The sequence below is a fragment of the Ruegeria sp. PrR005 genome (assembly GCF_010500245.1).
Taxonomy (GTDB): Bacteria; Pseudomonadota; Alphaproteobacteria; order Rhodobacterales; family Rhodobacteraceae; genus Ruegeria_B; species Ruegeria_B marisflavi.
Map to the genome: position 1 here is coordinate 335,801 of NZ_JAAGOX010000022.1, position 23,751 is coordinate 359,551.

21 protein-coding genes and 1 tRNA gene are annotated in these 23,751 nt (G+C 61.0%); 16 read left to right on the forward strand and 6 right to left on the reverse strand.

Annotated features, from left to right (window positions below; all coding sequences use genetic code 11):
• Positions 1-84: 84 nt before the first annotated feature.
• Genes G0P99_RS14100 through hpaD form a run of 3 tightly spaced genes read right to left on the reverse strand, consistent with a single transcriptional unit; the run spans position 85 to position 3,324 of the window.
• A complete protein-coding gene (locus G0P99_RS14100; protein ID WP_164130865.1) occupies positions 85-855 on the reverse strand; it encodes an HpcH/HpaI aldolase/citrate lyase family protein in 771 nt (256 codons plus the stop codon).
• Between the two features lie 57 nt (positions 856-912).
• On the reverse strand, positions 913-2,322 hold the full coding sequence (locus G0P99_RS14105) for a pyridoxal-dependent decarboxylase (protein ID WP_164130867.1): 1,410 nt from the start codon (positions 2,320-2,322) through the stop codon (positions 913-915).
• A gap of 21 nt (positions 2,323-2,343) precedes the next feature.
• Positions 2,344-3,324: a 3,4-dihydroxyphenylacetate 2,3-dioxygenase gene (gene hpaD, locus G0P99_RS14110; RefSeq protein WP_164130869.1), complete on the reverse strand. Its 981-nt coding sequence runs from the start codon at positions 3,322-3,324 to the stop codon at positions 2,344-2,346.
• A gap of 133 nt (positions 3,325-3,457) precedes the next feature.
• Here hpaD and hpaR point away from each other — a divergent pair, with 133 nt between their 5' ends.
• The 15 genes from hpaR to G0P99_RS14180 all read left to right on the forward strand — a co-directional run bounded on the left by hpaR (position 3,458) and on the right by G0P99_RS14180 (position 20,238).
• On the forward strand, positions 3,458-3,895 hold the full coding sequence (gene hpaR / locus G0P99_RS14115; RefSeq protein ID WP_164130871.1) for a homoprotocatechuate degradation operon regulator HpaR: 438 nt from the start codon (positions 3,458-3,460) through the stop codon (positions 3,893-3,895).
• A 455-nt stretch (positions 3,896-4,350) separates the two neighbouring features.
• Positions 4,351-5,385: a cupin domain-containing protein gene (locus tag G0P99_RS14120; RefSeq protein WP_164130873.1), complete on the forward strand. Its 1,035-nt coding sequence runs from the start codon at positions 4,351-4,353 to the stop codon at positions 5,383-5,385.
• Positions 5,382-6,080 carry a fumarylacetoacetate hydrolase family protein gene (locus G0P99_RS14125; RefSeq protein ID WP_164130876.1) on the forward strand — a complete coding sequence of 233 codons (699 nt, stop codon included), beginning with the start codon at positions 5,382-5,384 and terminating at the stop codon, positions 6,078-6,080. Before G0P99_RS14120 ends, G0P99_RS14125 begins: the two co-directional genes overlap by 4 nt.
• 320 nt (positions 6,081-6,400) lie before the next feature.
• Positions 6,401-7,459, forward strand: coding sequence for a TRAP transporter substrate-binding protein (locus G0P99_RS14130; RefSeq protein ID WP_164130878.1), 1,059 nt, complete (start codon positions 6,401-6,403; stop codon positions 7,457-7,459).
• Between the two features lie 72 nt (positions 7,460-7,531).
• Entirely contained in the window at positions 7,532-8,116 is a 585-nt protein-coding gene (locus G0P99_RS14135; protein WP_164130880.1) for a TRAP transporter small permease, read from the forward strand.
• Positions 8,113-9,609 (forward strand): TRAP transporter large permease, encoded by a 1,497-nt coding sequence (locus tag G0P99_RS14140; protein ID WP_164130882.1) that lies wholly within the window; start codon positions 8,113-8,115, stop codon positions 9,607-9,609. Before G0P99_RS14135 ends, G0P99_RS14140 begins: the two co-directional genes overlap by 4 nt.
• Before the next feature lie 69 nt (positions 9,610-9,678).
• Positions 9,679-11,466, forward strand: coding sequence for a feruloyl-CoA synthase (locus tag G0P99_RS14145; protein ID WP_164130883.1), 1,788 nt, complete (start codon positions 9,679-9,681; stop codon positions 11,464-11,466).
• A gap of 146 nt (positions 11,467-11,612) precedes the next feature.
• On the forward strand, positions 11,613-13,142 hold the full coding sequence (locus G0P99_RS14150) for a benzoate-CoA ligase family protein (RefSeq protein WP_164130885.1): 1,530 nt from the start codon (positions 11,613-11,615) through the stop codon (positions 13,140-13,142).
• A 3-nt stretch (positions 13,143-13,145) separates the two neighbouring features.
• Positions 13,146-13,961, forward strand: coding sequence for an alpha/beta fold hydrolase (locus G0P99_RS14155; RefSeq protein WP_164130887.1), 816 nt, complete (start codon positions 13,146-13,148; stop codon positions 13,959-13,961).
• 105 nt (positions 13,962-14,066) lie between these two features.
• On the forward strand, positions 14,067-14,402 hold the full coding sequence (locus tag G0P99_RS14160; RefSeq protein WP_239059815.1) for a DUF309 domain-containing protein: 336 nt from the start codon (positions 14,067-14,069) through the stop codon (positions 14,400-14,402).
• A gap of 156 nt (positions 14,403-14,558) precedes the next feature.
• Complete coding sequence (gene boxC / locus G0P99_RS14165; protein ID WP_164130889.1) at positions 14,559-16,220, forward strand: 2,3-epoxybenzoyl-CoA dihydrolase; 1,662 nt, start codon at positions 14,559-14,561, stop codon at positions 16,218-16,220.
• Between the two features lie 74 nt (positions 16,221-16,294).
• Positions 16,295-17,746, forward strand: a complete 1,452-nt coding sequence (boxB, locus tag G0P99_RS14170) for a benzoyl-CoA 2,3-epoxidase subunit BoxB (protein WP_164130891.1) — start codon at positions 16,295-16,297, stop codon at positions 17,744-17,746.
• A 120-nt stretch (positions 17,747-17,866) separates the two neighbouring features.
• Positions 17,867-18,043, forward strand: a complete 177-nt coding sequence (locus G0P99_RS24515; protein WP_203583100.1) for a hypothetical protein — start codon at positions 17,867-17,869, stop codon at positions 18,041-18,043.
• Positions 18,040-19,224, forward strand: a complete 1,185-nt coding sequence (boxA, locus tag G0P99_RS14175; protein ID WP_164130893.1) for a benzoyl-CoA 2,3-epoxidase subunit BoxA — start codon at positions 18,040-18,042, stop codon at positions 19,222-19,224. Before G0P99_RS24515 ends, boxA begins: the two co-directional genes overlap by 4 nt.
• 96 nt (positions 19,225-19,320) lie before the next feature.
• Positions 19,321-20,238, forward strand: a complete 918-nt coding sequence (locus G0P99_RS14180; RefSeq protein ID WP_164130895.1) for a helix-turn-helix transcriptional regulator — start codon at positions 19,321-19,323, stop codon at positions 20,236-20,238.
• 84 nt (positions 20,239-20,322) lie between these two features.
• Here the strand turns inward: G0P99_RS14180 and G0P99_RS14185 are convergent, their stop codons facing one another.
• Together G0P99_RS14185 and G0P99_RS14190 are read right to left on the reverse strand one after the other, a co-directional pair.
• Positions 20,323-21,537 (reverse strand): DNA glycosylase AlkZ-like family protein, encoded by a 1,215-nt coding sequence (locus tag G0P99_RS14185; protein ID WP_164130897.1) that lies wholly within the window; start codon positions 21,535-21,537, stop codon positions 20,323-20,325.
• Positions 21,538-21,541: 4 nt separating this feature from the next.
• Positions 21,542-22,567 carry a LacI family DNA-binding transcriptional regulator gene (locus G0P99_RS14190; protein ID WP_164130900.1) on the reverse strand — a complete coding sequence of 342 codons (1,026 nt, stop codon included), beginning with the start codon at positions 22,565-22,567 and terminating at the stop codon, positions 21,542-21,544.
• Positions 22,568-22,686: 119 nt separating this feature from the next.
• On the opposite strand from G0P99_RS14190, the gene G0P99_RS14195 reads away from it, so the two are divergent.
• Positions 22,687-22,763 (forward strand) — tRNA-Arg (locus tag G0P99_RS14195).
• 23 nt (positions 22,764-22,786) lie between these two features.
• Here the strand turns inward: G0P99_RS14195 and G0P99_RS14200 are convergent.
• Entirely contained in the window at positions 22,787-23,716 is a 930-nt protein-coding gene (locus tag G0P99_RS14200) for an AEC family transporter (protein WP_164130902.1), read from the reverse strand.
• Positions 23,717-23,751 lie beyond the last annotated feature (35 nt).

The window sequence follows — 23,751 nt, forward strand, 5'->3', positions numbered from 1 at the left end:
TTGTGAGGAGCGGTTTCGGTCAATTATGCGGAAATACGTACCCGTATCGGATGCGTGTGGGCGGCGCCGGGTATCTTGTTTGAGTCAGGCAGATTTCCACTGCGCCGACAGCCGCCGCGCGGAATTGGCCAGCAGCATCACGTCCAGCCCGACAGCCACGAACTGAGCGCCCATGTCCAGATAGGCCTGAGTTGCCTCGTCGGTTGTTCCCAGGATGCCCGGTGCCTTGCCCGCCGCCCGGATACGTTGAATGGCATCGGCGATCACCGCCCGCACCTCGGGCGCGGCGCTATTGCCTTGGAACCCCATGTCGGTCGACAGGTCGGCGGGGCCGATGAAGACACCGTCCACCCCGTCGACGGTCAGGATCTCGTCCAATGCTGCGATGCCGGCGCGGTTCTCGACCTGCACCAGCAGACAGATCTCCTGGTCAGCGGTCTGGATGTATTCGCTGATACTGCCAAACATGGTGGCCCGGGCCGCAGTGGCGCCGACACCGCGTACGCCCGTCGGTGGATAGCGGCAGGCGCGCACCAGTTGACGCGCCTGATCGGCGCTTTCCACGATAGGTACCAGAACCGTCTGGGCGCCAGCGTCCAGCGCCTGTTTGATGATCCAATCCTCGCCCACCGGCACCCGCACCACCGGGTGCGAGGGGCTGGCCGCCAGCGCGGTCAACTGGTCGCGGATCGAGCGGATGTCATTGGGCGCATGTTCGCCATCCACCACCAGCCAGTCGAACCCGCATGTACCCATAATCTCGGCGACGCTGGGTTCGGCAAAGCTCATCCAGCAGCCGATCTGGCGTCTGCCCTCGGCGAGGGCCTGTTTGAACGGGTTCTTCGGGGCGGGCATGGGGGTCTCCTTGGGTCTTGCGCAAGGCGGCGTTGCGGCGCCGCTGCTGTTCAGCTCTCAGGTCAGGGCGCGGGCGATTTCGGTGATCACGTCAAAGGCTATCATCACGTCACCTTCGGTGGTTTCGAACTGCCCCGCCTGGAACCGGATCACCAGCGCGCCATCGACGCGGGTCTGCGTCAGATAGATGCGCCCGTCATCGTTGATCGCGTTGACCAGCCGCTGGTTCAACTCGTCCGGGTCGGCGCCCTTGCGCAGATAGCGAAAGGTCCAGAGCGACCACATCGGCGGCGTCACGATCTCGAAATCGGGTTCGGCAGCCAGCCGGTCATGCAATGCGCTCGACCAGGCGATATGGTTGCGCAGCCGCTGGCGCAGCCCCTCCATCCCGTAACTGCGCATCAGGAACCACAGTTTCAGCGCACGGAACCGGCGGCCTAGCGGTACCGACCATTCAGAGTAATTGATGATGCCGTCGCGCCCGTGAGTTTTGAGATACTCAGGCTGGATTGCCAGAGTGCGCACCAGGTCGTCAGGGTTTTTCAGGAAATGCGCGGAGCAATCGAACTGAACGCCCAGCCATTTATGCGGGTTGAAGACGATGCTGTCGGCGCGCGCGATGCCGGGCCAGTAATGGCGGAACTCGGGGCAGATCATCGCCGACCCTGCCCAGGCCGCATCCACATGGGTGTAGAGCCCGTATTTCTCGGCGACGTCCAGACAGCGATCCACCGGGTCGGTGGCCCCGGTGCCGGTGCCGCCCACACACAGGATCAGGCCAGCCGGGTGCAGCCCCGCCGCAAGATCGGTCTTGATCGCTGCCTCGAGCGCGTCGGGATCCATGCCGCGCCAACTGCCCTTGATCGGCACCCGCACCAGATTGTCCTGCCCGATCCCGGCTACCCAGATGGCGCGGTCGACCGAAGTATGAACCTCGGACGAGCAATAGACCCGCAGCGGCTTCTGGCCGAAAAGCCCCTGCCGGTTCCCCTGCCAACCCAGCGCCTTTTCCCTAAGTGTCAGGACCGCCGCCAGCGTCGCCGACGAGGCGCTGTCCTGGATCACGCCCGCGAATCCTTCGGGCAGGTCCAGTGCCTGACGCAGCCAGTCCATCATCCGCGTTTCCATCTCGGTCGCGGCGGGCGAGGTCTGCCACAACATGCATTGCGGCGCGATGGCCGAGGCCAGGAATTCGGCCAGCACCGAGGGCGCCGAGGCGTTCGAGTTGAAATAGGCAAAGAAGCGCGGGTGCTGCCAATGGGTGATCCCAGGCATCACGATATCCTCGAAATCGCGAAAGATATCTTCCATCGCTTCGGGTGTCTCGGGCGGTGTTGCGGGCAGGGCGTTCAACACTGCGCCCGGCTCTGTCCGGGCGCGCACGGGGCGGTCGCCCACGGTCAGGTGATAATCCTGCGTCCAGTCGGCAACCCTGCGGCCCCAATCGGCGAATTCATCCCATTTCATCTATCGTATCCTCGCCTGCCCTCAGGGGGCAATGATCGGTTGCGCTTTGAGGGCGCTCGGCACCGGCTCAGTGCCTTCGAAGGTTGACCCTTCGTCGAACCAGCTTTTGGGCGCGGGTGCCCCCCATAGCGTCTGGCGCTGCGGGTCGGTCAGCGACCAGCGGATCGGTTCCAGATCCGGATCGACGGTCTGATAGTCCGAGCAGTAGATCTCGATCCGGTGCCCGTCGGGGTCGCGGACATAAAGGAAGAAGGCGTTCGAGATCCCGTGCCGCCCCGGCCCGCGCTCGATATTGGCGACATAGCCGGTGGTGCTCATCAGATCGAGCAGGTCGATGATGTTGAGCGGGGTCGGCACCCAGAAGGCGGTGTGATGCAGGCGCGGGCCCAGCCCGTTGGTAAAGGCCACGTCATGCACGCCGCCCTTGCGGTGCATCCAGGCGGCCCAGAGGCGACCGCTTTCATCATCTTCTGTGTATTCAGTGACGCGAAACCCCATCTCGCCGTAAAAGGCGACACTGGCATCCACATCGGCCGAGAACATGTTGAAATGGTCGATGCGAAGCGGCTTCACCCCGTTATACAGTCGGTATTTCTGATGGATCGGCGGCAGCCGGTCCATCCGCACATAGAATTCCAGCGGAATGCCCCAAGGATCGCGGGTGCGCAGCGTCCGGCCCATATGCGGGCGCTCGACCCAGGCGGTGGGCAAAGATTTTTCGGCGAAAAAGCTTTCGGCCCGCTCTAGGTCTGGTTCGTCATACAGCTTGAAGCCCAGCACGCCGACATCGGCCGTATCGGCCTGAACCAGAACGATGCAGTGGTGACCGCGCTCTTCCATCGCGCGCACATACAGACGCCCTGTCTCTTCATGCGTAACCTGAAGACCCAGGATGTCGACATAGAAGGCGCGGCTGGCCGCCAGGTCCCTCACCCGGTATTCCACATGGCTGAGACGCACGATGTTGAACGGCGGGTACAGGTTCGGTGCGGGAACTGGCATCTGAGTCCTGCTTGGCTGAGGGTTGATTTTTATTAACATGTGAAATTAATTTCACCTTGTCAAATCCGTTTTGACCGGCGTCCTGAGGCCATTCGCCCGTTGCGGGGCGCAGAGATTTCGGCAAGACTTCGTTATGAACTCCGATTTGCCCTTAACTTCAAGGTCCTTGCCGATTGCGCTGCTCAGGGCGCGCGAACGTGTGATGGGACCGATCCGTGCCATTCTGATGGACGTCGGGATTACCGAACAACAATGGCGCGTCCTTCGTGTCCTCGAAGAGGAGGGGCCGCAGGACCCGACTCGAATCGCGGATCAGGCGTGTCTGCTGTTGCCCAGCCTGACCCGGATTCTTCAGAAACTGGAAGAGAAGGATCTGATCACGCGGCAGCCGGATCCCGGAGACAGGCGCAAGCAGATTGTCAGCATTACGCCGGCAGGAGCCAAGATCATTCGCGACAACCTGGGCGCAAGCCAGGCTGTATTTGATGACATCCGAACGCAGTTGGGGGCCGGTCGTTTCGAAACCCTGCTTGACCTGCTGAATGAGCTTTACCAGGAAAAATCCAGCTGAGTCCGGGCAGATAGGTGAATCTGCCGGAGAGGAGGGGGTTCTCTCCGGCAGAAGGGCCAGGCCAGATGTAGCTGCGCCGCCTGACCTTCCAGCAGAAATCGGACGTAATGGTCACCGTCCATGCCGCTGGGTCGTCGGAACATCTGCGTGCCGGTAGGGACGGCACCTTTCAAAACTGAGCGGGACGAGGGGGTCTGCCCGTCAGCACGATGTTCCGAGATCTCCGAAATTGTCTCTGTCTCACCTTTGCTACCAGAAAGACGCACAACCAAAAGTAGCGCAATATTGATTTTACCGCTTTGAAACATAAAGGCAAGGATTGCGCGAAAAAGCGCCGATGCAATTTTCGGTTGCGGGCGAGATGCCGCGCATCGGTGCCGGGCACTGTTCTGGGACAAGCCAGTTGCCAGAACGTCAGACCGGCCTAAGATGGCGGCATCACTTCGAGAGGGAAAATGACCGAGCAGCTTGGCACACTAGAGGAACTGCCGCAGGACTATCGGGATCAGATGGCTGCGGCAGGTGTTGCGCCGCTTTGGCCGATGATGCGCAATGTGCTGCCGCATGATGCGCCGAAGCCCGTGACACGCTCGGGGCATTGGTCCTATCCGGCGGTGCGGCCCCTCTTGCTGCGTGCCGGAGAGCTGACGCCGGTGGAAAAGGCCGAGCGTCGGGTGCTGGTTCTGTCTGATCCGGGGCGCGGTGCGGGGGCGATGCAGGCGACCGCGACTATTTATCTGGGACTGCAACTGTTGCTTCCGGGAGAGTCTGCGCCGGCCCATCGCCACACGCCGTCGGCCGTGCGGATCGTGGTCGAGGGGCAGGGCGGATATACGGTCGTGGATGGTGAGCGTCTGCCGATGCAGCCGGGCGATCTGGTGCTGACGCCGGGCGGCGAATGGCACGATCACGGGCATGACGGAGACGAGCCCGTGATCTGGCTCGACGCGCTCGACCTGCCTCTTTTCGTGCAGCTCGAAGGGTCTTATGCGATCGAGGGCGACTTGCAGGCGCAGCGCAACCGCCCCGATGCCAGTCAGGTCGAATACAGGGCCGCCGGGCTGGCACCATCTCGGCGACCGGGACGCGGCGCGCGGCGCTATCCGATGATGCGCTATCCCTGGGCCGCGACCGAGGCGGCGCTGCGCCAGATGGCAGCCTATGGCGAGGGGATTGCTGAGCTGGACTATATCAACCCCGAAACGGGCGAGGATGTGCTGCCGGCGCTGGGCTTTACCGCCATGATGTTCAGGGCCGGTCAGGTCGAGACGCCGCCGCTGCGGTCATGTTCCTCGGCCTTTCACGTGATCGCCGGGGCTGGTCGCAGCGAGATCGACGGGCAGGTGATCGAATGGGGTCCAAAGGACACGTTCACCGCGCCAGTCTTTGCCCGCATTCGGCACGAGTCAGAACGCGAGGCGTTCCTGGTCCGCATCCACGACCGCCCGCTGCAAGAGAAACTTGGTTACTACGAGGAACGCGCCAGATGAGCGACAGCCTGTTCACCCTTCCCCCGATACCGGGCATCCCGGTCCGGGGCGAAAGCGCCACCTATCCTATTGGTCGTATATTCTGCGTCGGGCGCAATTATGCCGCCCATGCCGCCGAGATGGGCAACGAGGTCGACCGCGAGGCGCCGTTCTATTTCACCAAATCCCCCGCCAATGCGATCCTGACCGGGGCCACCGTGCCTTATCCGCCGGGCACCGAGAATTTCCATTACGAGATGGAGCTGGCCTTTGCCATCGGCAAGCCGGTGTTCCGTGCCAGCCGGGCCGAGGCCTGGGACGCGGTCTATGCCTATGGCTGCGCGCTGGACATGACCCGGCGCGACCAGCAGATCCGCGAGCGCGATAAAAAACGCCCCTGGGATCTGGGCAAGGATGTCGAGAACGCGGCGGTCTTTGCCCCTCTGACCCGGGTGGCAGACTGGTCGCCCGAAGATGGCAAGCGCATCCATCTCGAAGTGAATGGCGCGGTCAAACAGGACGCCACCCTGTCCGAGCTGATCTGGAAGATTGACGAGATCGTCAGCCACCTGTCGGGCTATTACCATTTGCGTCCCGGCGATCTGGTAATGACGGGCACGCCTGCCGGGGTTGGCCCGGTCGTGGCCGGGGATGTGATCATCGGCGGCATTGACGGGCTGGATCCGATCGCGCTGACGCTTGGGCCGGCAGAGTAGCCTATGATTGCGAGGGCATCCTTGCTGCGTTTGAAAAGAATGGTGGGCGGGTCGCTGATTCCAGCCTGTCCAGAGGGGCATTAAACATGGCGCCAATCAAGTGATGAGCCAGATCGCATCCAAAATCACGCTGGCCTATTAGTGACGATCCAAAATGCAATGGTACGCACCATGTCGGAAGAAAAGTGGTACGATTCGATCAAGCTGTTTTTTGGCGGCGCCCGTCTGATCGGGGCCTTTTGAGAGGAGTGTAGCAATATATTGCAAATATGAGATAAATGAGCATTATATTGCTTAGAGAGGGTCAAAGGGAGGATAACATGACCTATCGGAGAAAGATTCTGGGTCTGATCGGTGGTGCTGCGGTTGCGGCTCTGGCGACCGGGTTCGGCGCCGGCACCGCGCTGGCGCAAGAGGTTACGCTGAAGCTGCACCAGTTCCTGCCGGCGCAGGCCAATGTGCCGAAACTGGTGCTGGATGTCTGGGCGGACAATGTCGAGAAGGATTCGGGCGGCCGCATCAAGGTCGAGCGCTATCCCTCGATGCAACTCGGCGGCAAGCCACCGGAGCTGATGGACCAGGCCATAGACGGTGTGGCGGATGTGGTCTGGACTGTGGTCGGCTATACGCCGGGCCGCTTCCCCTCGACCGAGGTGTTCGAACTACCCTTCATGATGACAAATGCCCGTGCGGTCAGCCGTGCCTATTGGGAGATGTTCGAAAAACACATGAAGGACACCGAGTTCAAGGATGTGCACATTCTTGGCACCTGGGTTCACGGACCCGGCATGATCCATACCAAGGATCCGGTGGAAAAACCCGAGGACCTGCAAGGCATGAAGATCCGCGGCGGTTCGCGGTCGGTCAACTCGCTGCTGACCAAACTAGGCGCGACCCCGGTCGGCATGCCGGTTCCCGCCGTTCCCGAAGGACTCAGCAAGGGTGTGATCGACGGCACCACTATTCCGTGGGAAGTCACCACTGCGCTCAAGGTTCCGGAATTGGTGGAGAACCACACCGAGTTCTCCGGAAAGGCGCTCTATACCCTGACTTTCGTTCTGGCGATGAACAAGGCCAAGTACGACAGCCTGCCGGATGATCTGAAAGCCGCTGTCGACAAGAACTCGGGTCTTGATTTCTCGGTGTTTGCGGGCGGCACACAGGCCGATTCCGATGGGCCAGCCCGCAAGGTTGCCGAAGACCTGGGCAACAACATCATCACCATCGACGAGGCCGGGGTGGCCGAATGGCGCGCGCTGGCGCAGCCCATTTATGATGAGTGGGTCGCCGACATGAACAGCAAGGGCATCGACGGTCAGGCGCTGATCGACGAAGCGCAGATGCTGATCGAGAAGTACACACCGGATTACGCGAACTGATCCGGAGAAGAACCGACCCCGCGGCACGCAACTGCTGCGGGGTCCCCTTTCGGCGAAAGACGAAAAGAACAGATGCACAAGCTGATGATGGGGCTGGCCAAGGCCATGGCCATTTTGGGTGGGATCGTGCTCAGCGCCCTGATCATGCTGACCTGCGTGTCCATTCTGGGCCGTCTGCTCAACGGTGCGTTTCACGGCAGTTTCATGACCGGGATCGCGCCGGAATTTTCTCACTGGATGATCCAGCTGGGCGTGGGTCCGGTGAACGGCGATTTTGAACTTGTCGAGGCGGGGGTTGCCTTTGCGATCTTCTGCTTCCTGCCGTTCTGTCAGATTACCGCTGGCCATGCATCTGTCGACATCCTGACGAATTCTTTTTCGCAGGGCGTAAACCGGTTCTTGCGCATGGTCACCGAGACCGTGTTCGCCGCCGTCCTGATCCTGATCGCGTGGAAGCTGGGCGACGGGATGATCAGTAAACGAAGTTACGGCGAGACGACCCTGCTATTGGAATTCCCGATCTGGTGGGCCTATGCGCTGAGCTTTCTCGCCTCTCTAGCTGCGGCCGTGGTCGGCTGTTACATGGCTGGCGTGCGTTTTGTCGAGTTCTTCACCGGGCGCGTGATCGTCTGGGATGGTGTGGAGACAGGCCATTGACCACGCTTGAAATCGGGATCGCGTCGTTCCCTGCCCTGATGGTTCTGATCTTTCTGCGCGTGCCGATCGGGCTTGCCATGTTCCTTGTCGGCCTGATCGGGCTGGTGCTGGTGACCGACGGAACTCAGGTCGCTTTTGCCCGGTTGAAGAACGAGACCTATACGACCTTTTCCAGCTACTCGCTGACCATCGTGCCGATGTTCCTGCTGATGGGCCATTTCGCCACCCTTGGCGGTATGTCGAACGCCCTGTTCAAGGCGGCCGAAGGCTGGCTGGGCCACCGCAAGGGTGGTGTTGCCATGGCCGCTATTGGCGCCTGCGCGGGGTTTGGCGCGATCTGTGGATCGTCACTGGCCACTGCGGCCACCATGGGCCGTGTCGCCCTGCCAGAGTTGCGGCAGTATGGCTATGCCGGCGGGTTTTCTACCGCCACGCTGGCCGCGGGCGGTACGCTGGGCATCCTGATCCCGCCATCGGTAGTGCTGGTGATCTATGCCATTCTGACCGAACAGAACATTGCCAAGCTGTTTCTCGCGGCTTTCATTCCCGGCATCATGGCGGCGGTCGGCTACCTGATCGCTATCTCTGTCTACGTGCGGCTCTACCCCGAAAGCGCAGGCACCCGGCCACCGGTGCCCTATTCCGAACGGTTTGCTGCTTTGGTCCAGGTCTGGCCAGTTCTTCTGGTGTTTGGTCTCGTTGTCGGCGGTATCTACCTTGGCTGGTTCACACCAACTGAAGGTGCCGCCGTCGGAGCGCTGGGGACCGGCGTGATTGCTTGGCTGAACGGCGGCTTGACGCGGGCCTCGCTGACCGAAAGCTTTCTGGTGACAGCGCGTTCTACAGCGATGATCTTTTTCATCGTGCTGGGTGCGGCCTTTTACAACGGGTTCCTTGCCCTGACCCAGGTGCCGCAGGAACTCTCGAACTTCGTGGTCAGTCAGGGATACAGCCCGTGGACGGTACTGGCGCTGATCCTCGTCTTCTATCTGGTGTTCGGCTGCCTGATGGACAGTCTCAGCATGATCCTGTTGACCATCCCGATCTTCTTTCCGGTGATATCCGCCATGGACTTCGACCTTGTGTCGCTGGCCGCCATGCAGGCCGACGCCGCGATGGAGGTTCTCAAGGCCGGCGTTCCCGACGGGATGAGCGCTGAGACCCTGGCAGGCATCAAGGATGCCATCGCCAGCGGTGCCGAACTGACTCGCGACCAGATGAAGGAGTTGGGCATCCGCGTCACCCGTAGCATGGCCAACCGGATGGAGGCCGAGCACGTGGCGATCTGGTTCGGCATTCTGGTGCTGATCGTGGTCGAAGTCGGACTGATCACGCCACCTGTCGGCATGAACCTGTTCATCATCAACGCGATGGATCGGGCGACCCGTATGGTCGATACCTACAAGGCGGTAATGTTCTTTGTTGCGACGGACCTGATCCGTGTTGTCATTCTGGTCGCGTTTCCCGCGATCACACTGTTTCTGCTGGGATAGGTCAGGTCTGCCCCGGCTCTGCGCGACCGGCCTGACCGCAGGCCGCGACGCGGCATGTGGGAGGAGAAGATGACGCATTACCTGGCGCATGATGTCCGGCGCGAGGATCGCGCGGATGGCGCGGTCCTGCTGCGATCCGGGCATGAAGCAGTATCGCCTGACCGAAAGACTGCCGATTGGTTGCACCGCTGGGCCGGGCGCACGCCCGATGCTGTGTTTCTGGCAGAACGCAGCGGGGCGGGCTGGGCCGAGTTGCGCTATGACGCGGCGCTGGAGCGGGTTCGCGCCGTGGCGGCAGGTCTGCTGGCGCGTGGGCTGATGCCTGGGGATCGTATCCTGATCATCTCGGGCAACAGCGTCAATCATGGGGTTTTGGCACTTGCGGCGCAGTATGTGGGTCTGGTGCCGGTCCCGGTGGCCGAACAGTATTCACTGATCCCCGGTGCACTGAAACAGCTACGCTATGTGATCGGGCTGATCGACCCGGCGATGGTTTACGCCGAGGATGGTGCGCAGTTCGCAAATGCGCTGGCGATGGACGAGATAACAAGCCACCGGATCGTTGTCGGGCGAAATCCCGGGCCGAGTATGAGCCTTCTTGCCGATCTCGAACGCGAAACCGCCGATATTGATACCGCAGCCAAGGCCGTCGGCCCCGAGACGGTTGCCAAGATCCTGATGACCTCGGGCTCGACCTCGAACCCCAAGGGTGTACTGACCACGCAAAAGATGCTCTGCGCCAATCAGGCACAATACACCCGCGCCTTGCCGTTTCTGTCGGAACGTCCCCCGCGACTGGTTGATTGGCTGCCTTGGAATCACGTCTTTGGCGGATCGAATAATTTCAACCAGATGCTGGCTTTTGGCGGTGCGCTTTACATCGACGGGGGCAAGCCCGCCCCGGCCCTGATCGGCAAGACGTTTGAGAACAACCGCCTGATGAACGGCACCATCGCCTATAACGTACCGGTGGGTTTTGCCCAGCTGCGTGACGAGATGCGTCGGGACCCTGCGTTGAAGCGCCATTTCTTTGCCGATCTCGACATGCTCTTCTATGCGGGCGCATCTCTGCCCGCGGATGTCTGGCGCGACCTGAGCGATATGGCCGCCGAAGTGCGCGACACCCAGCCCCTGATCACCACCTGCTGGGGCATGACCGAAACCGCGCCCGCCTGTATCTTTCAGCACGTACCGGCGAATCTGCCCGGTATCATCGGTGTGCCGCTGACCGGTGTGACGGCCAAGCTTGTTCCGGCAGATGGTGGCGGCCACGAGTTGCGTGTGCAGGGGCCCAACGTCTTCTCCGGCTATCTGGGCAACCCGGAAAAGACAGCCGAGGCCTTTGACGAAGAGGGTTTCTTTCGCACCGGCGACAAGGTTTCGCTGGTTGACGCCGAGGATCCGAACAAGGGGCTTCGGTTCGACGGGCGGATCGCCGAGGAGTTCAAGTTGACTACCGGGATATGGGTGCCTGCCTCCGATCTGCGGCTAGAGGTTCTGGAGGCATTGGCCCCCTTGGCGGCGGATGTGGTCTTGACCGGCGAGGGACGTGGCGAGGTTGGCGCGATGATTGTTCCGTCGCCCGCGCTGGTGCAGGGCCTCGACGCGCGCGATGGCGCTTGTCTACCTGGGGAACAGGCTGAGGAGATCGCCAAGCGCCTGTCTCGTTTGAATGCGGGTCGTGGCAGCGCCACGACCGTTGCACGCGCCCTGATTCTCTCGGATCCGCCATCAATGGCCGATGGTGAGATCACAGCCAAAGGAAACCTGAATTTCCGCAAAATCTTGATGCTCCGGGCAGAACTGGTGACCCGATTGCACGAGAATCCGGACGAAACAGTCATTTTTGTGCATTAAGATGCATAATTTTTGCGAGATGAATAGGCAATATCTTGCATAAATGACTTTTGAATGCATGATGACTGTCTAAGAGGGAGGCGCGCGGGACCGTGGAGGAGAGCCGTCCGCGTGCGGCCCTGGGTATTCACCGGGAGGAGAACGGGATGAGCGGAAACGCCGCGCATTACTTTGTGGATCGGCACATTGACGAAGGGCAGGGCGATCGTCCCGCCTTTCGCGAAGCCGCAGGGAAAAAGCGTCGGATCACTTATGGCGAGCTGGCCACGGAGAGCGGCCGTGTCGCGGGTGCCCTCGCCCGCGCCGGTATCCCGCGCGAGGCGCGCGCCGCGATGCTGGTGTTGGACCAGGTGGAATTTCCGACTTTGTTCTGGGGGTGCCTGAAGGCGGGCGTGGTGCCGGTGCCGCTGAATACGTTGCTGGCGACCTCTGTCTACGATGTCATCCTGAACGATAGCCGGGCCAGCATTCTGTTCGTGTCCGAAGAGCTTTGGCCGGTGGTGCAAGCCGCTGCCGAGGCGTCTCCGTATCTGACCAAGGTTGTGGTCATCGGTGCGGCGCCCGAGGGCACGCAGGGTTATGAGGATTTCGTGCGTGACGCCGATATCCTGCCCACGGTTCAAAGCTCGTCCGACGATGTCGCCTTCTGGCTCTACTCCTCGGGGTCGACGGGGCAACCCAAAGGCGTTCGGCATGTGCATGGCAGCCTCAAGGCGACGGCGGATACTTACGGCGCGCAGGTGCTGGGAATCGAGGCTGACGATGTGGTGTTCTCTGCGGCCAAACTGTTCTTTGCCTATGGGCTGGGCAATGGCATGACCTTTCCCATGTCGGTCGGGGCAGAGACGATCCTGTTCAACGGGCGCCCGACGCCAGACGGGGTGCGCGACATCATCGCCGCCGAAAAACCTACAGTTTTCTGCGGTGTCCCGACACTTTATGCCGCGATGGTTGCCATGCTCGACCGCGAGGGCGTGCCGGACGTGACGCTCCGCCGCTGCATCTCGGCAGGTGAGGCGCTGCCGGAAGAGATCGGGCGGTCGTGGCACCGGCAATGGGGCGTCGACATTCTGGATGGCGTCGGCTCGACCGAGATGCTGCATATCTTTCTGTCGAACGCGCCGGGCGATGTGGTTTATGGCACCTCGGGTCGCGCCGTGCCAGGTTATGAGGTGCGGCTGGTGGACGAAAGCGGCGCAAATGTCGGGCCCGGTGGCCTTGGCGAACTGCTGGTGCGTGGTGCCTCGGCGGCGGACGGCTATTGGAACAAGCGCGACAAGAGCCGCGCCACGTTCGAGGGCGAGTGGACCCGCACGGGCGACAAATACGAACTGACACCCGAAGGCCGCTATATCTATTGCGGGCGTACCGACGACATGTTCAAGGTTTCGGGCATCTGGCTGTCGCCGTTTGAGGTGGAGCAGGCGTTGGTCGCGCATCCGGCCGTCCTCGAAGCGGCGGTGGTGGCGGCCCGCGATGCCGACGGGCTGGAAAAGCCAAAGGCCTTTATCGTACTCAAGGCGGCAGAGACCGAAGGGCTGGCCGATACGTTGCGTGATTTCGTCAAGGAGAAGGTGGGCAAGTGGAAATACCCCCGCTGGATCGAGTTCGTTGACGACCTGCCCAAGACCGCCACGGGCAAGATCCAGCGATTCAAGCTGCGCCATGAGGGGTGAGAGATGGAATGGAGTTCTGCGCCAACCGAAAAGCTGCGCGTCAACGGCGCGGCGCTGGAATACGCCTGTTACGGCCCGGCACCGTCCGAGGCGCCGACAATTGTCCTGTTGCACGAGGGATTGGGCTGTACTGCCCTGTGGCGGGATTTTCCAAGTCGGCTTGCCGAACGCACGGGGCTTGGCGTGCTTGTCTATTCGCGTCAGGGCTATGGCAAGTCCGATCCGATATCCTTGCCGCGACCGTTGGACTTTCAGACGCGCGAGGCGTTGGATGTCCTGCCAAGGGTTCTGGACGTTACGGGCGTCGATCGCGCCATTCTCTTTGGGCATTCCGACGGGGCGACAATAGCGGCGATCTATGCCGGTAGCGTCGAGGACCGGCGCGTGCGCGGTCTGATCCTTGAGGCGCCGCATTTCTTTACCGAACCGAGCGGGCTGGCTTCGATTGCGGCCGCGCGCGAGGCATATGAGAGCGTCGATCTGAAAGCGAAGATGGCCAAGTACCATCTTGACCCTGACGGAGCCTTCAAGGGTTGGAATGGCGCCTGGTTGGATCCGGGTTTTGCCGCATGGAACGTGGCTGAGGTGATCGACTATATCCGGGTTCCAATACTGGCCATTCAGGGGCGGCAGGACCAATACGGCACCATGGCGCAGATCGAAGAGATCGAAAACCGCGCTTACTGCCCGGTCGATACGCTGATCCTCGATTGCGAGCATGCGCCGCATCAGGAGTCCCCGGAACCGGTACTGGATGCGGTGGGCGAGTATTGTGCCCGGCTGATCCGTATTGAGGCCGCCCAGGTCATTCCCGCCTGAGCTATGGCGTTGTGTCTGTCATATCCGGCTTATGTCCCCGGTCGGACAGCTCGCCCGCCTGAGGACACGTTTCTCGATTTGCGCAAAAGCGTAACGGCGGGAATGATGGAGGAAGAATTGGCCGCCAGCCCAGCCTGGAGGGCGGGTTGGCAATTCTACGGCGCGGGCTACTTCTGGGAGGCGCATGAAGTCTGGGAACCCGTCTGGATGCAGTTGCCGCCGAATTCCGCCGCGCGTCATATTGCGCAGGCGGCAATTCAACTGGCGAATGCAGAGCTCAAGATTAGGATGGAGCGCACCCGGGCTGCACGGCGTCTATGTGCTCTGGTCCGGGAACATGCCGGCAGGACCGGGGGAGAACGGGTGATGGGGCTGTGTTCTGACGATCTGGTGGCGCTCGTCGAAAAGGTAGAAAATCGACTCACGAGTAATGCAAAATAATGCATAAAATGCCTGCTCTGCTATGAGATACTTTGGCTTTTCGCGTAAGACATTGATATTAATAAAAACAAAATATGCATTATTTTGCTCAAAACCTATTGCCAAAGCGCATGTGAGCATTAAAATGCACCTCAACCTCAAGTTTTGGAGTCTAACATGACCCACCGTATCGACTTTCAAACCGATCCCTCCCGCTATCGCCATTGGCGCGTGGAGTACGAGGGCGAGATCGCCAATCTCTACATGGATGTGGATGAGCAGGGTGGGTTGTTCCCGGGATATGAGCTGAAGCTCAACTCTTATGACCTCGGGGTCGACATTGAGCTTGCCGATGTTGTCCAGCGGATGCGGTTTGAGCATCCCGAGGTCAAGGTGGTGGTCATGCAATCGGCCAAGGACCGCGTGTTCTGCGCCGGTGCCAATATCCGCATGCTTGGGGGCGCTAGTCACGCGCACAAGGTCAATTTCTGCAAGTTCACCAACGAAACGCGAAACACGTTCGAGGCCGCCGAGGCCGACAGCGGCCAGAAATACATCGCCGCAGTCAAGGGCGCCTGCGCGGGTGGCGGGTACGAACTGGCGCTGGCCTGCAACTATATCATGCTTACCAATGACAGCTCTTCTTCGGTGGCCTTGCCCGAGGTTCCGCTGCTTGCCGTGCTGCCGGGCACTGGCGGACTGACCCGTGTCACGGACAAGCGCAAGGTGCGTCGCGATCTGGCCGATGTGTTCTGCTCGGTCGAAGAAGGTGTGAAGGGCCAGCGCGCCGTAGATTGGCGGCTGGTGGACGAGATCGCGCCGAATTCGAAATTCGACGAGGTCGTGCAGGAACGCGCCCGCGAATTCGCCGCAGCCAGCGCCAAGCCTACTGGTCTGACGGGGATCGAACTTACGCCGCTCGACCGCCGCTTTGACGAGGATGGATCGGTCACCTATTCCACAGTTGAAGTCGCAATCGATCGCGCAGGAGGTAGGGCAACGCTGACCATCACAGGCCCATCCGATCCGGCTCCGGCCTCGGTGGCGGAATTGCAGGAGCAGGGGGCGCAAGCATGGATCCTGCGTGCCGCCCGCGAACTGGACGACGCCATCCTGCATCTACGCCTGAATGAACGCCAGATCGGCACCCTGGTGTTCAAGACGCAAGGCGACCCGACTGCGGTTCTGGCGCATGAGTCGCTTTTGCTAGCCAACCGTGACAACTGGCTGGCCAACGAAATCCTGCACTATTGGAAGCGCGTCCTGAAGCGTGTGGACATGACCTCGCGAAGCCTGGTCGCCATCGTCGAGCATGGCTCTTGCTTTGCCGGGCCCTTGGCGGAACTGCTCTGGGCCGTGGATCGGTCCTATATGATGCTGGACGAGTTCGAAGGCGACAATCGCCCGCTTGCGACGGTCACTCTGAGTGAAGGAAATTTCGGCCCCTACCCGATGGGGAACGACCTGACGCGTTTGCAGACCCGGTTCCTGGGTACTCCGGAAACCGTCGATACCCTGCGTGGCCATGTCGGCGAGGCGCTGGAAGCCTCTGAAGCCGAACAACTGGGTCTGGTGACCTATGCTTATGACGATATCGACTGGGAGGATGAAGTGCGCATCTTCCTGGAAGAGCGCGCGAGTTTCTCGCCCGATGCGATGACGGGGATGGAGGCTAACCTTCGGTTTGCCGGTCCCGAAACGATGGAAACACGCATCTTTGGCCGCCTGACTGCCTGGCAGAACTGGATCTTCCAGCGCCCGAACGCGGTCGGTCCGGATGGTGCGCTGCAACGCTACGGCACCGGGGTGCGTGGCGACTACAACATGGAACGTGTCTGAGGAGGGAAGCAGATTTTTCGCTGAAAAATCTGTTGAAAAATCTTTGCAAGATTTTTCCCGCAAGGAGGAAAGCAATGCTCGACCTGATCAACGTAAGCTACGACACCCAGATCCCCAACAACGTGGGGCTGAGCCAGGACAAGAAAGTGCTGAAGGCGCTGGAGAAATGGCACCCCGGCTATATCAACTGGTGGAACGACCTGATCCCGCAGAATTTCCAGCAAAGCATGGTGTATCTGCGCACCGCCGTTTCGGTGGACCCGAAAGGCTGGGCCAAGTTCGACTATGTGAAGATGCCCGAATACCGTTGGGGCGTGCTGCTGGCGCCGCAGGTTGAAAACCGCACAATTCCCTGTGGAGAGCACTACGGGCAACCTGCCTGGCAGGAAGTGCCGGGTGAGTACCGCAATCTGCTCAAGCGGCTGATCGTGATCCAGGGCGATACAGAGCCGGCCTCGGTCGAACAGCAGCGCTTGCTGGCGCTGACCGCGCCTTCGCTCTATGACATGCGCAACCTGTTCCAGGTGAACGTCGAAGAGGGCCGCCACCTCTGGGCGATGGTCTATCTGCTGCACAAGTACTTTGGCCGTGATGGGCGCGAAGAGGCCGATGACCTGTTGCGCCGCCAGTCGGGCAGCGAAGAGGCCCCGCGGATGCTGGGCGCCTTCAACGAGGAAACGCCGGACTGGCTCTCGTTCTTCATGTTCACCTATTTCACCGACCGCGACGGCAAGATGCAGTTGGAAAGCCTGGCGCAGTCGGGTTTCGATCCGCTCAGCCGCACCTGCCGCTTCATGCTGACCGAGGAAGCACACCACATGTTCGTGGGTGAAACCGGCGTCGGCCGCACTATCGAGCGGACCTGCCAGGTGATGAAAGAGAACGGGATCGACGATCCGTTCGATGTGGACCGTATCCGTGGCCTCGGCGTGATCGACCTGCCGCTGATCCAGAAGAAGCTCAATCTGCATTACACGCTGTCGCTGGATCTCTTCGGTCAGGAAGTTTCGACCAACGCCGCAAACGCATTCAACGCCGGTATCAAGGGCCGCTACATGGAGGCGCGCATCACCGACGATCACCAGTTGCAAAGCGATACCTACGTGGTCTGGGATCTGGTCGACGGCAAGGCAGTGCAAAAGGAAGTACCTGCCCTTACCGCGATCAACATGCGCCTGCGGGATGATTACACAAAGGACGCCGCGGGTGGCGTCGGCCGCTGGAACAAGATCATCGAGAAATACGGCATCGACTTTGAATTTAAGCTGCCGCACGAAGCGTTCCATCGCAAGATCGGCGTCTTTGCCAACCTTCCTTTCGATCCCGAAGGCAAGGTTGTGACCGGGGCCGAGTATGACAAAGGCCTGCCCGAGTGGCTGCCGACCCACGCCGATGGCGACTATATCCAGTCGCTGATGAAGCCGTGCTACGAAGCTGGCCAATATGCTCGCTGGATCGCCCCGCCGAAGGTCGGCATCGACAACAAGCCGGGCGATTTCGAGTATGTGAAGCTTCACATGGCCTGAGTTGAATCACAGGCGGGAACCGTGGGCGGAAACAATTTGTGACCCGCCCGCGGATTGACGGACAGGGGTATTCTCCTGTTCGCTGATCCCAGCCTGATCGGAAAATGCGAGGACCCGACCATGCAGATTGACCGTTCGAAATCCGATACCCCACGCCTTCAGGCGCTGGCCGGCCAGATATCTGCATTGCAAGGTCCGTGTGTTGGGTGCTCTGACTGTGTGGGTCTGTGCAAGGCGCTGATCGATACGCTGATCGTTCCCGACATCGTTCTGACCAGGAAACAAGAGACCCCATGACACAGCCGATCAAGCAGCACCTGATCGACCCCGAAATCTGTATCCGCTGCTATACATGTGAAATGACCTGTCCCGAGCAGGCCATCGAACATGACGACATGAATGTCGTCGTGGACGTGGACAAGTGCAAATTCTGCATGGATTGCATTCCGGTCTGTCCGACGGGATCCATCGACAACTGGCGCGTGGTGGCCGAGCCATATTCGTTGGAAGACCAATATGCCTGGACGGATTTGCCCGCTCAGGAAGATGTGGCGGGTGACGATGCCGGGCTCGAGGCTCTGGACGACGCGGTCGCGGCGCTCTTGGCCGAGGCTCACAAGGGGGTCGGTGGCAAGTCACGCGCACCCGCCACGGCGGCCAAACCGACAATCAATCTCTATACGCTGGGCAAACCTGCCGAAGCGCGGGTGACCGGGAATTTCCGCCTGACTGCCGAAGGCAGTGACAGCGATGTGCGTCACATCATCCTGGATTTTGGCGGACAGCCTTTTCCCGTGCTCGAAGGTCAAAGCATCGGGATCATTCCACCCGGAACAGATGCCGAAGGCAAAGCGCATCTGCCGCGACTGTACTCGGTTTCAAGCCCCCGAGATGGCGAAAGACCCAATTTCAACAACCTCTCGCTGACGGTCAAACGCGAACCACATGGCGTGTGCTCGAACTTTGTCTGCGATCTGACACCGGGCGATACCGTGCGGGTGACCGGCCCGTTTGGTGCGACCTTCCTGATGCCATCGGATCCGAATGCGCATTTGCTGATGATCTGCACCGGAACCGGTTCGGCCCCCTTCCGCGCTTTCACCATGCGGCGGCAACGGGAGAACCCCAAGCTCAAGGACTCCCTGACCCTCGTTTTCGGCGCTCGCCGGCAACAGGAGTTGCCCTATTTCGGCCCATTGGGAAAGGTGCCAGAGAGCTTCATGGCCAAGCATTTTGCTTTTTCCCGGCAGGATGGAGAGCCCAAGCACTATGTGCAGGACAAGCTGCGCGCCGAGGCAGACCGCATTGGCCAGTTGCTGCTGGATCCGTCGACCCATATCTATGTCTGCGGTCTGAAGGCGATGGAGCAGGGCGTGGAAGAAGCGCTAAAGGACATCGCGCGGGCACGGGGCATTGTCTGGACCGAATTGCGCGACCAGATGCGCGACCAGGGACGTTTCCATGTGGAGACCTACTAAGGGCCTGCTCTGGGGCCATCTGCTTGCGGATTGGATTGCACCCGTGGGCCTCCTGCCGTAGTATTGCGCAATATTTTGCACAAAGCTGCAGGTAGCATGACCGAGATAACCAATTTCCGCGGCGAAACGGCGTCAAACGGACCGGCAGAAAGTGCAGAAGCCCAGGTTTCGGCCCTGATCGCCAGGGTTGGGGACCGGGTTCGGGCCGCCCGGCAGCGGCGGGGAATCCCACGGCGTGTTCTGTCCGAGGCCTCCGGCGTCTCGCCGCGCTATCTGGCGCAACTCGAAGCGGGCGAAGGGAATATCTCGATCGGTCTCTTGCTGCGTGTTGCAATAGCGCTTGATCACCGGATCGAATGGCTTGTGGGCCAGGATGATCCGTGGACCTCCGAAGCGCTGCGCGTCGCTGACCTGTATCGGGTTGCCAAATCCGACGTGCAACAGGCTGTCCTGCGCGCGCTCAGTCCTGAACCGGCCGAGGCGATCCGGGCCCAACGGATCTGCCTCGTTGGTCTGCGCGGCGCGGGAAAGTCCACTCTTGGGGTCCGATTGGGGGCCGAGTACGGTTTGCCCTTTGTGGAGCTTAATGACGAGATCGAGGAACAGGCCGGCATGCCTGTGGGCGAAGTCATGGCGCTCTACGGTCAGGAAGGATACCGCAAGCTCGAAGCGCAGGCGGTCAGTCGGGTCGTGGCCAAACACGAGGCGATGGTTCTGGCCGTGGCGGGCGGCATCGTTGCCGAGCCCGAAACCTACAACATGCTCTTGACCCATTTCCACACGATCTGGCTGCGCGCCGACCCTGAGGAGCACATGGAACGGGTCCGCGCCCAGGGAGACGAGCGCCCGATGGCTGGAAACCCCGAGGCGATGGAGCAGCTGAAATCCATCCTTGCCAGCCGCGAAATCCTCTACGGCAAGGCACTGGCCCAACTCGATACATCGGGTCAGTCCGTCGAAACATCTCTTACGCAACTAAAGGCATTGGTAAACGACCGCGGCTACCTTGGATAGGTCCTGGCAGGCAGCCGGTTCATGCTTCTTTCTGGTTGGAAATACTCCTGGGGGTCTGGGGGGCTGGCCCCCCAGCCTCAACGCTCAATGTGGTGCCCTGATCCAGTCCGCAGCAAACACGACCCGTTCGACGCCTGCCAAGCGACGAACTCGGTCAAGTTCGGCTTCCAGCTTCCGGGTACGGGCCTCTGACCAGCGCAAACCACGCTCTGGCCAAAACGCTCTGACCCGCAACTCGCTACAGTCTCGATGTGCCTTCATGTCGATGCGACCGACTAGGCGGTCACCCTCAAGCAAAGGGAAGACGTAGTAACCATAGACCCGCTTCGGTTCCGGGACAAAAACCTCGATCCGATAATGGAAGTCAAACAGTCGTTCCGCGCGTTTCCGGTCTCGCAGAGCGGGGTCAAAGGGGCTAAGCACCCGGATCCGGCCCGGCGCCTGCGGAGCGATGGCCGCCTGCTCGCTCACATCCGGCCTGGCCAATACCTTGCGCCAGCTGCCGTCGGCGCTCTGAATCTCGATCTGTTCCAGATTTCCGCGCGACAGTTCGCCTTCCGCCCAAACCTTCGTCTCGGCCGGGCTGGCGCTGTCCCAGAACGCGGCCAGCTCGCCCGTGGTGGCAAAGCCCAGACGGTCAAGGGCCGCGTTGCAGAGCCAGTCGATCGTAATAGCCGGGTCGCAGTCGATTGCCCCGGGGCAGAGGTGCTCTTCGATCACGCGTTCGGTCAGGTCATAGCGTTTCTGAAACCCTTCCCGCCCGATCACCGTCAGCGCCCCTGAGCGCCAGAGATATTCCAGCGCGGTTTTGGAAGGGTGCCAGTCCCACCAGCCGCCAGATGACTTCTCTTCGTCCTTGCCGACATCCGAGGAACCGACCGGTCCGTGATCGCGGATATGATCCAGCACCGCGGCGAACTTGGCCTCGAAACCGTCCCGACGCCAGTTCTTCCAGCGCGCGCGCAGCAAGTCGGCATCGCGTTCAAACCGCATATGCCAATGCGGGTAGAACGCCATCGGGATGACGGCGGCATCATGGGTCCAATGTTCGAACAGCGCCCGGTCATGTTCGTAAAGCCGTTTCAGATCGGGCGGGCGATAGGTGGGGCGACGCGAGAACAGGATCATGTCATGCGCCCGCGCAACGGTGTTGATGCTGTCGAGCTGCACAAAGCCAAGCCGGGTGATCAGGTCCAGCAAGTCAGCACCGCGCGCCGGGCCTCTGGGCTGTTCCGCCAGCCCGTGCCGGTCCAGGAACAGTGCCCGCGCCGCGCGGTTGTCGAGCCGTTGCAGCGCCACAGCCTCAGCGCCGCTTCAGCGTGTCGCCATAGCTGATCTTGGGCTCGAGCGTGATCCGGGTTTCGATTTCGGCCTCCGGGTCCTCCAGTCGTTTTGCGATGATCTCGGCGGCCTTGCGCCCAATCTCCAGCCGACAGGCATCCATCGTGGCCAGCTTGCGCGGCAGACCCTGGAGAAGCTCCACATTGTTGAAGCCGGCCAGGCCGATCTGGCCGGGAATGTCGATCCCCTGTTCGAGCAGATAGAGCAGACCGCCCGCCGCGATCATGTCATTGGAGTAATAGAGGAAATCGAGGTCCGGCGAGCGTTCCAGCATGGCCTGCGTCATCTCGCGCCCCTTGGCCAGCGCCGAACCGCCGGAGTAGAACTCGCGATCCTCGATCTCGACCCCGTTCTTGCCCAACACCTCGGTGAAGCCTTCGAACCGTTTGCGGGCGCGGTAATCGAGCGGCATCTTGGTGCCCATGAAGCCGATCCGGCGATAACCCGCCTTGAGGATCGCCTGTGCCATCTCGCGCCCGGCGCGGCGGTGCGAAATACCCACCATCGCATCGACCGGCTTGCCGTCGCTATCCATGATCTCGACCACCGGAATGCCGGCTGCATCCAGCATGGCGCGCGCCGCTTCGGAATGCTCCAGCCCTGCGATGATCACGCCCGAGGGGCGCCACGAGAGCATCTCGTAAAGCACCTTTTCCTCTTTTTCGGGGAGATAGTCGGTGACCCCGACCACCGGTTGCAACTCAGTGTCTTCCAGCACCTGGTTGATGCCGGTCAACACCTCGGGGAACACCATGTTCGACAGGGACGGGATGATCACTGCCACCAGATTGACCCGGTTCGACGCCAGCGCGCCGGCGATCTTGTTGGGGACGTATCCCAGTTCCTTGGCCGCGGCGAGCACGCGGGCACGGGTTGCATCCGAAACATCCCCCCGATTGCGCAATACGCGGCTGACGGTCATTTCCGAAACCCCCGAAGCTTCGGAGACATCGCGAAGGGTGAGCGGGCGTTTTGTGTCGGTTGTCAACGGCGTACCTGCACTGATTTGATTTATACTTGGATGCTAGCGCGAACAGGTCGGCACGTTCAACTGCTACGCATTGTCCGATGACAAGCCTCTCAAACCTCGTTAGAGAGGGCCCCGGCGGCCCCGTGGCTCAATTGGATAGAGCAGCCCCCTCCTAAGGGGCAGGTTACAGGTTCGAATCCTGTCGGGGTCACCAGTATCTGGCGAAGAGAATATCCCTCAGGGGGCGCTCACCCAGGCGATGAAGGCCGGAACGGTCAGGATGGATGCGGCTGTCGACAGCAGGATCGCGGCCGAGACACGTTGCGGGGCGACGCCGTAATGCGCGGCCAGCATATAGACGTTGCCAGCGACCGGAAGCGCTGCTGCGGAAATGGCCACCGAGGCGGTGAACGCATCGACCGGAAACACCCACAGTACCGCAAGCGCCACCAGCATTGGGTGTACGATCAGCTTACAGAAACTCAGCCAGGCCGCGATCTGTACCCGTTCGGCCGACCGCTCGGCCAGAGAAGCACCGATGGCGAACAAGGCGCCGGGGGTTGCAGCACCCCCAAGGATGGTCAGGAAATCGTTCATCGGGGCGGGTACCGGTAAGCCGATGGCCGACCACGCCAAGCCAGCAGAGATTGAGACGATCATCGGATTCTTGACCAGCCCGATACCGATCAGGCGTAGGGTGGCAAGGGTCAGACGCCCGTCGCGTCCGCCGTTGATCAGGATCACGATGAGAGACGAGAACACGACCAGATCGACCGAAAGGATCAGCATGATCGGCCCGATCGCCGCTTCGCCAAACAAGAGCGCCAGCATCGGCAGCCCCAGAAATCCGGTATTGCCAATGGCTGCACATTGCGCCTCGACCGCCGCCGTCGGGACGTCGAGACGCCTCAGAAAAGCGACCAGCATCCCGATGCCGTAAACGCCTGCGGTACCCCAAAGATACCCGGCGACGAGCTGGCCATCGAAAATCTCGTTGAATGGCAGGTTGGCGGAGAACCGGAATAGCATCGCTGAAAGAGCGAAGAAGAACACGAACTTGGTCAGATAAGCGGTGGCTTCAGGGCTGAAGAAACGGCTGCGCCCGGCCCAGAAGCCCAAGCCAATAATGGCAAAGAACGGGAGTGTGCGCAGAAAGATCTCGACCATGTTCGATCTGGTAACATTTTCTGACCTGATGGCAA

Coding starts and splice junctions, on each gene's coding strand:
- G0P99_RS14100 (WP_164130865.1), bottom strand. CDS start 855: ATGCCCGCCCCGAAGAACCCGTTCAAACAGGCCCTCGCCGAGGGCAGA.
- G0P99_RS14105 (WP_164130867.1), bottom strand. CDS start 2,322: ATGAAATGGGATGAATTCGCCGATTGGGGCCGCAGGGTTGCCGACTGG.
- hpaD (WP_164130869.1), bottom strand. CDS start 3,324: ATGCCAGTTCCCGCACCGAACCTGTACCCGCCGTTCAACATCGTGCGT.
- hpaR (WP_164130871.1), top strand. CDS start 3,458: ATGAACTCCGATTTGCCCTTAACTTCAAGGTCCTTGCCGATTGCGCTG.
- G0P99_RS14120 (WP_164130873.1), top strand. CDS start 4,351: ATGACCGAGCAGCTTGGCACACTAGAGGAACTGCCGCAGGACTATCGG.
- G0P99_RS14125 (WP_164130876.1), top strand. CDS start 5,382: ATGAGCGACAGCCTGTTCACCCTTCCCCCGATACCGGGCATCCCGGTC.
- G0P99_RS14130 (WP_164130878.1), top strand. CDS start 6,401: ATGACCTATCGGAGAAAGATTCTGGGTCTGATCGGTGGTGCTGCGGTT.
- G0P99_RS14135 (WP_164130880.1), top strand. CDS start 7,532: ATGCACAAGCTGATGATGGGGCTGGCCAAGGCCATGGCCATTTTGGGT.
- G0P99_RS14145 (WP_164130883.1), top strand. CDS start 9,679: ATGACGCATTACCTGGCGCATGATGTCCGGCGCGAGGATCGCGCGGAT.
- G0P99_RS14150 (WP_164130885.1), top strand. CDS start 11,613: ATGAGCGGAAACGCCGCGCATTACTTTGTGGATCGGCACATTGACGAA.
- G0P99_RS14155 (WP_164130887.1), top strand. CDS start 13,146: ATGGAATGGAGTTCTGCGCCAACCGAAAAGCTGCGCGTCAACGGCGCG.
- G0P99_RS14160 (WP_239059815.1), top strand. CDS start 14,067: ATGGAGGAAGAATTGGCCGCCAGCCCAGCCTGGAGGGCGGGTTGGCAA.
- boxC (WP_164130889.1), top strand. CDS start 14,559: ATGACCCACCGTATCGACTTTCAAACCGATCCCTCCCGCTATCGCCAT.
- boxB (WP_164130891.1), top strand. CDS start 16,295: ATGCTCGACCTGATCAACGTAAGCTACGACACCCAGATCCCCAACAAC.
- G0P99_RS24515 (WP_203583100.1), top strand. CDS start 17,867: ATGCAGATTGACCGTTCGAAATCCGATACCCCACGCCTTCAGGCGCTG.
- boxA (WP_164130893.1), top strand. CDS start 18,040: ATGACACAGCCGATCAAGCAGCACCTGATCGACCCCGAAATCTGTATC.
- G0P99_RS14180 (WP_164130895.1), top strand. CDS start 19,321: ATGACCGAGATAACCAATTTCCGCGGCGAAACGGCGTCAAACGGACCG.
- G0P99_RS14200 (WP_164130902.1), bottom strand. CDS start 23,716: ATGGTCGAGATCTTTCTGCGCACACTCCCGTTCTTTGCCATTATTGGC.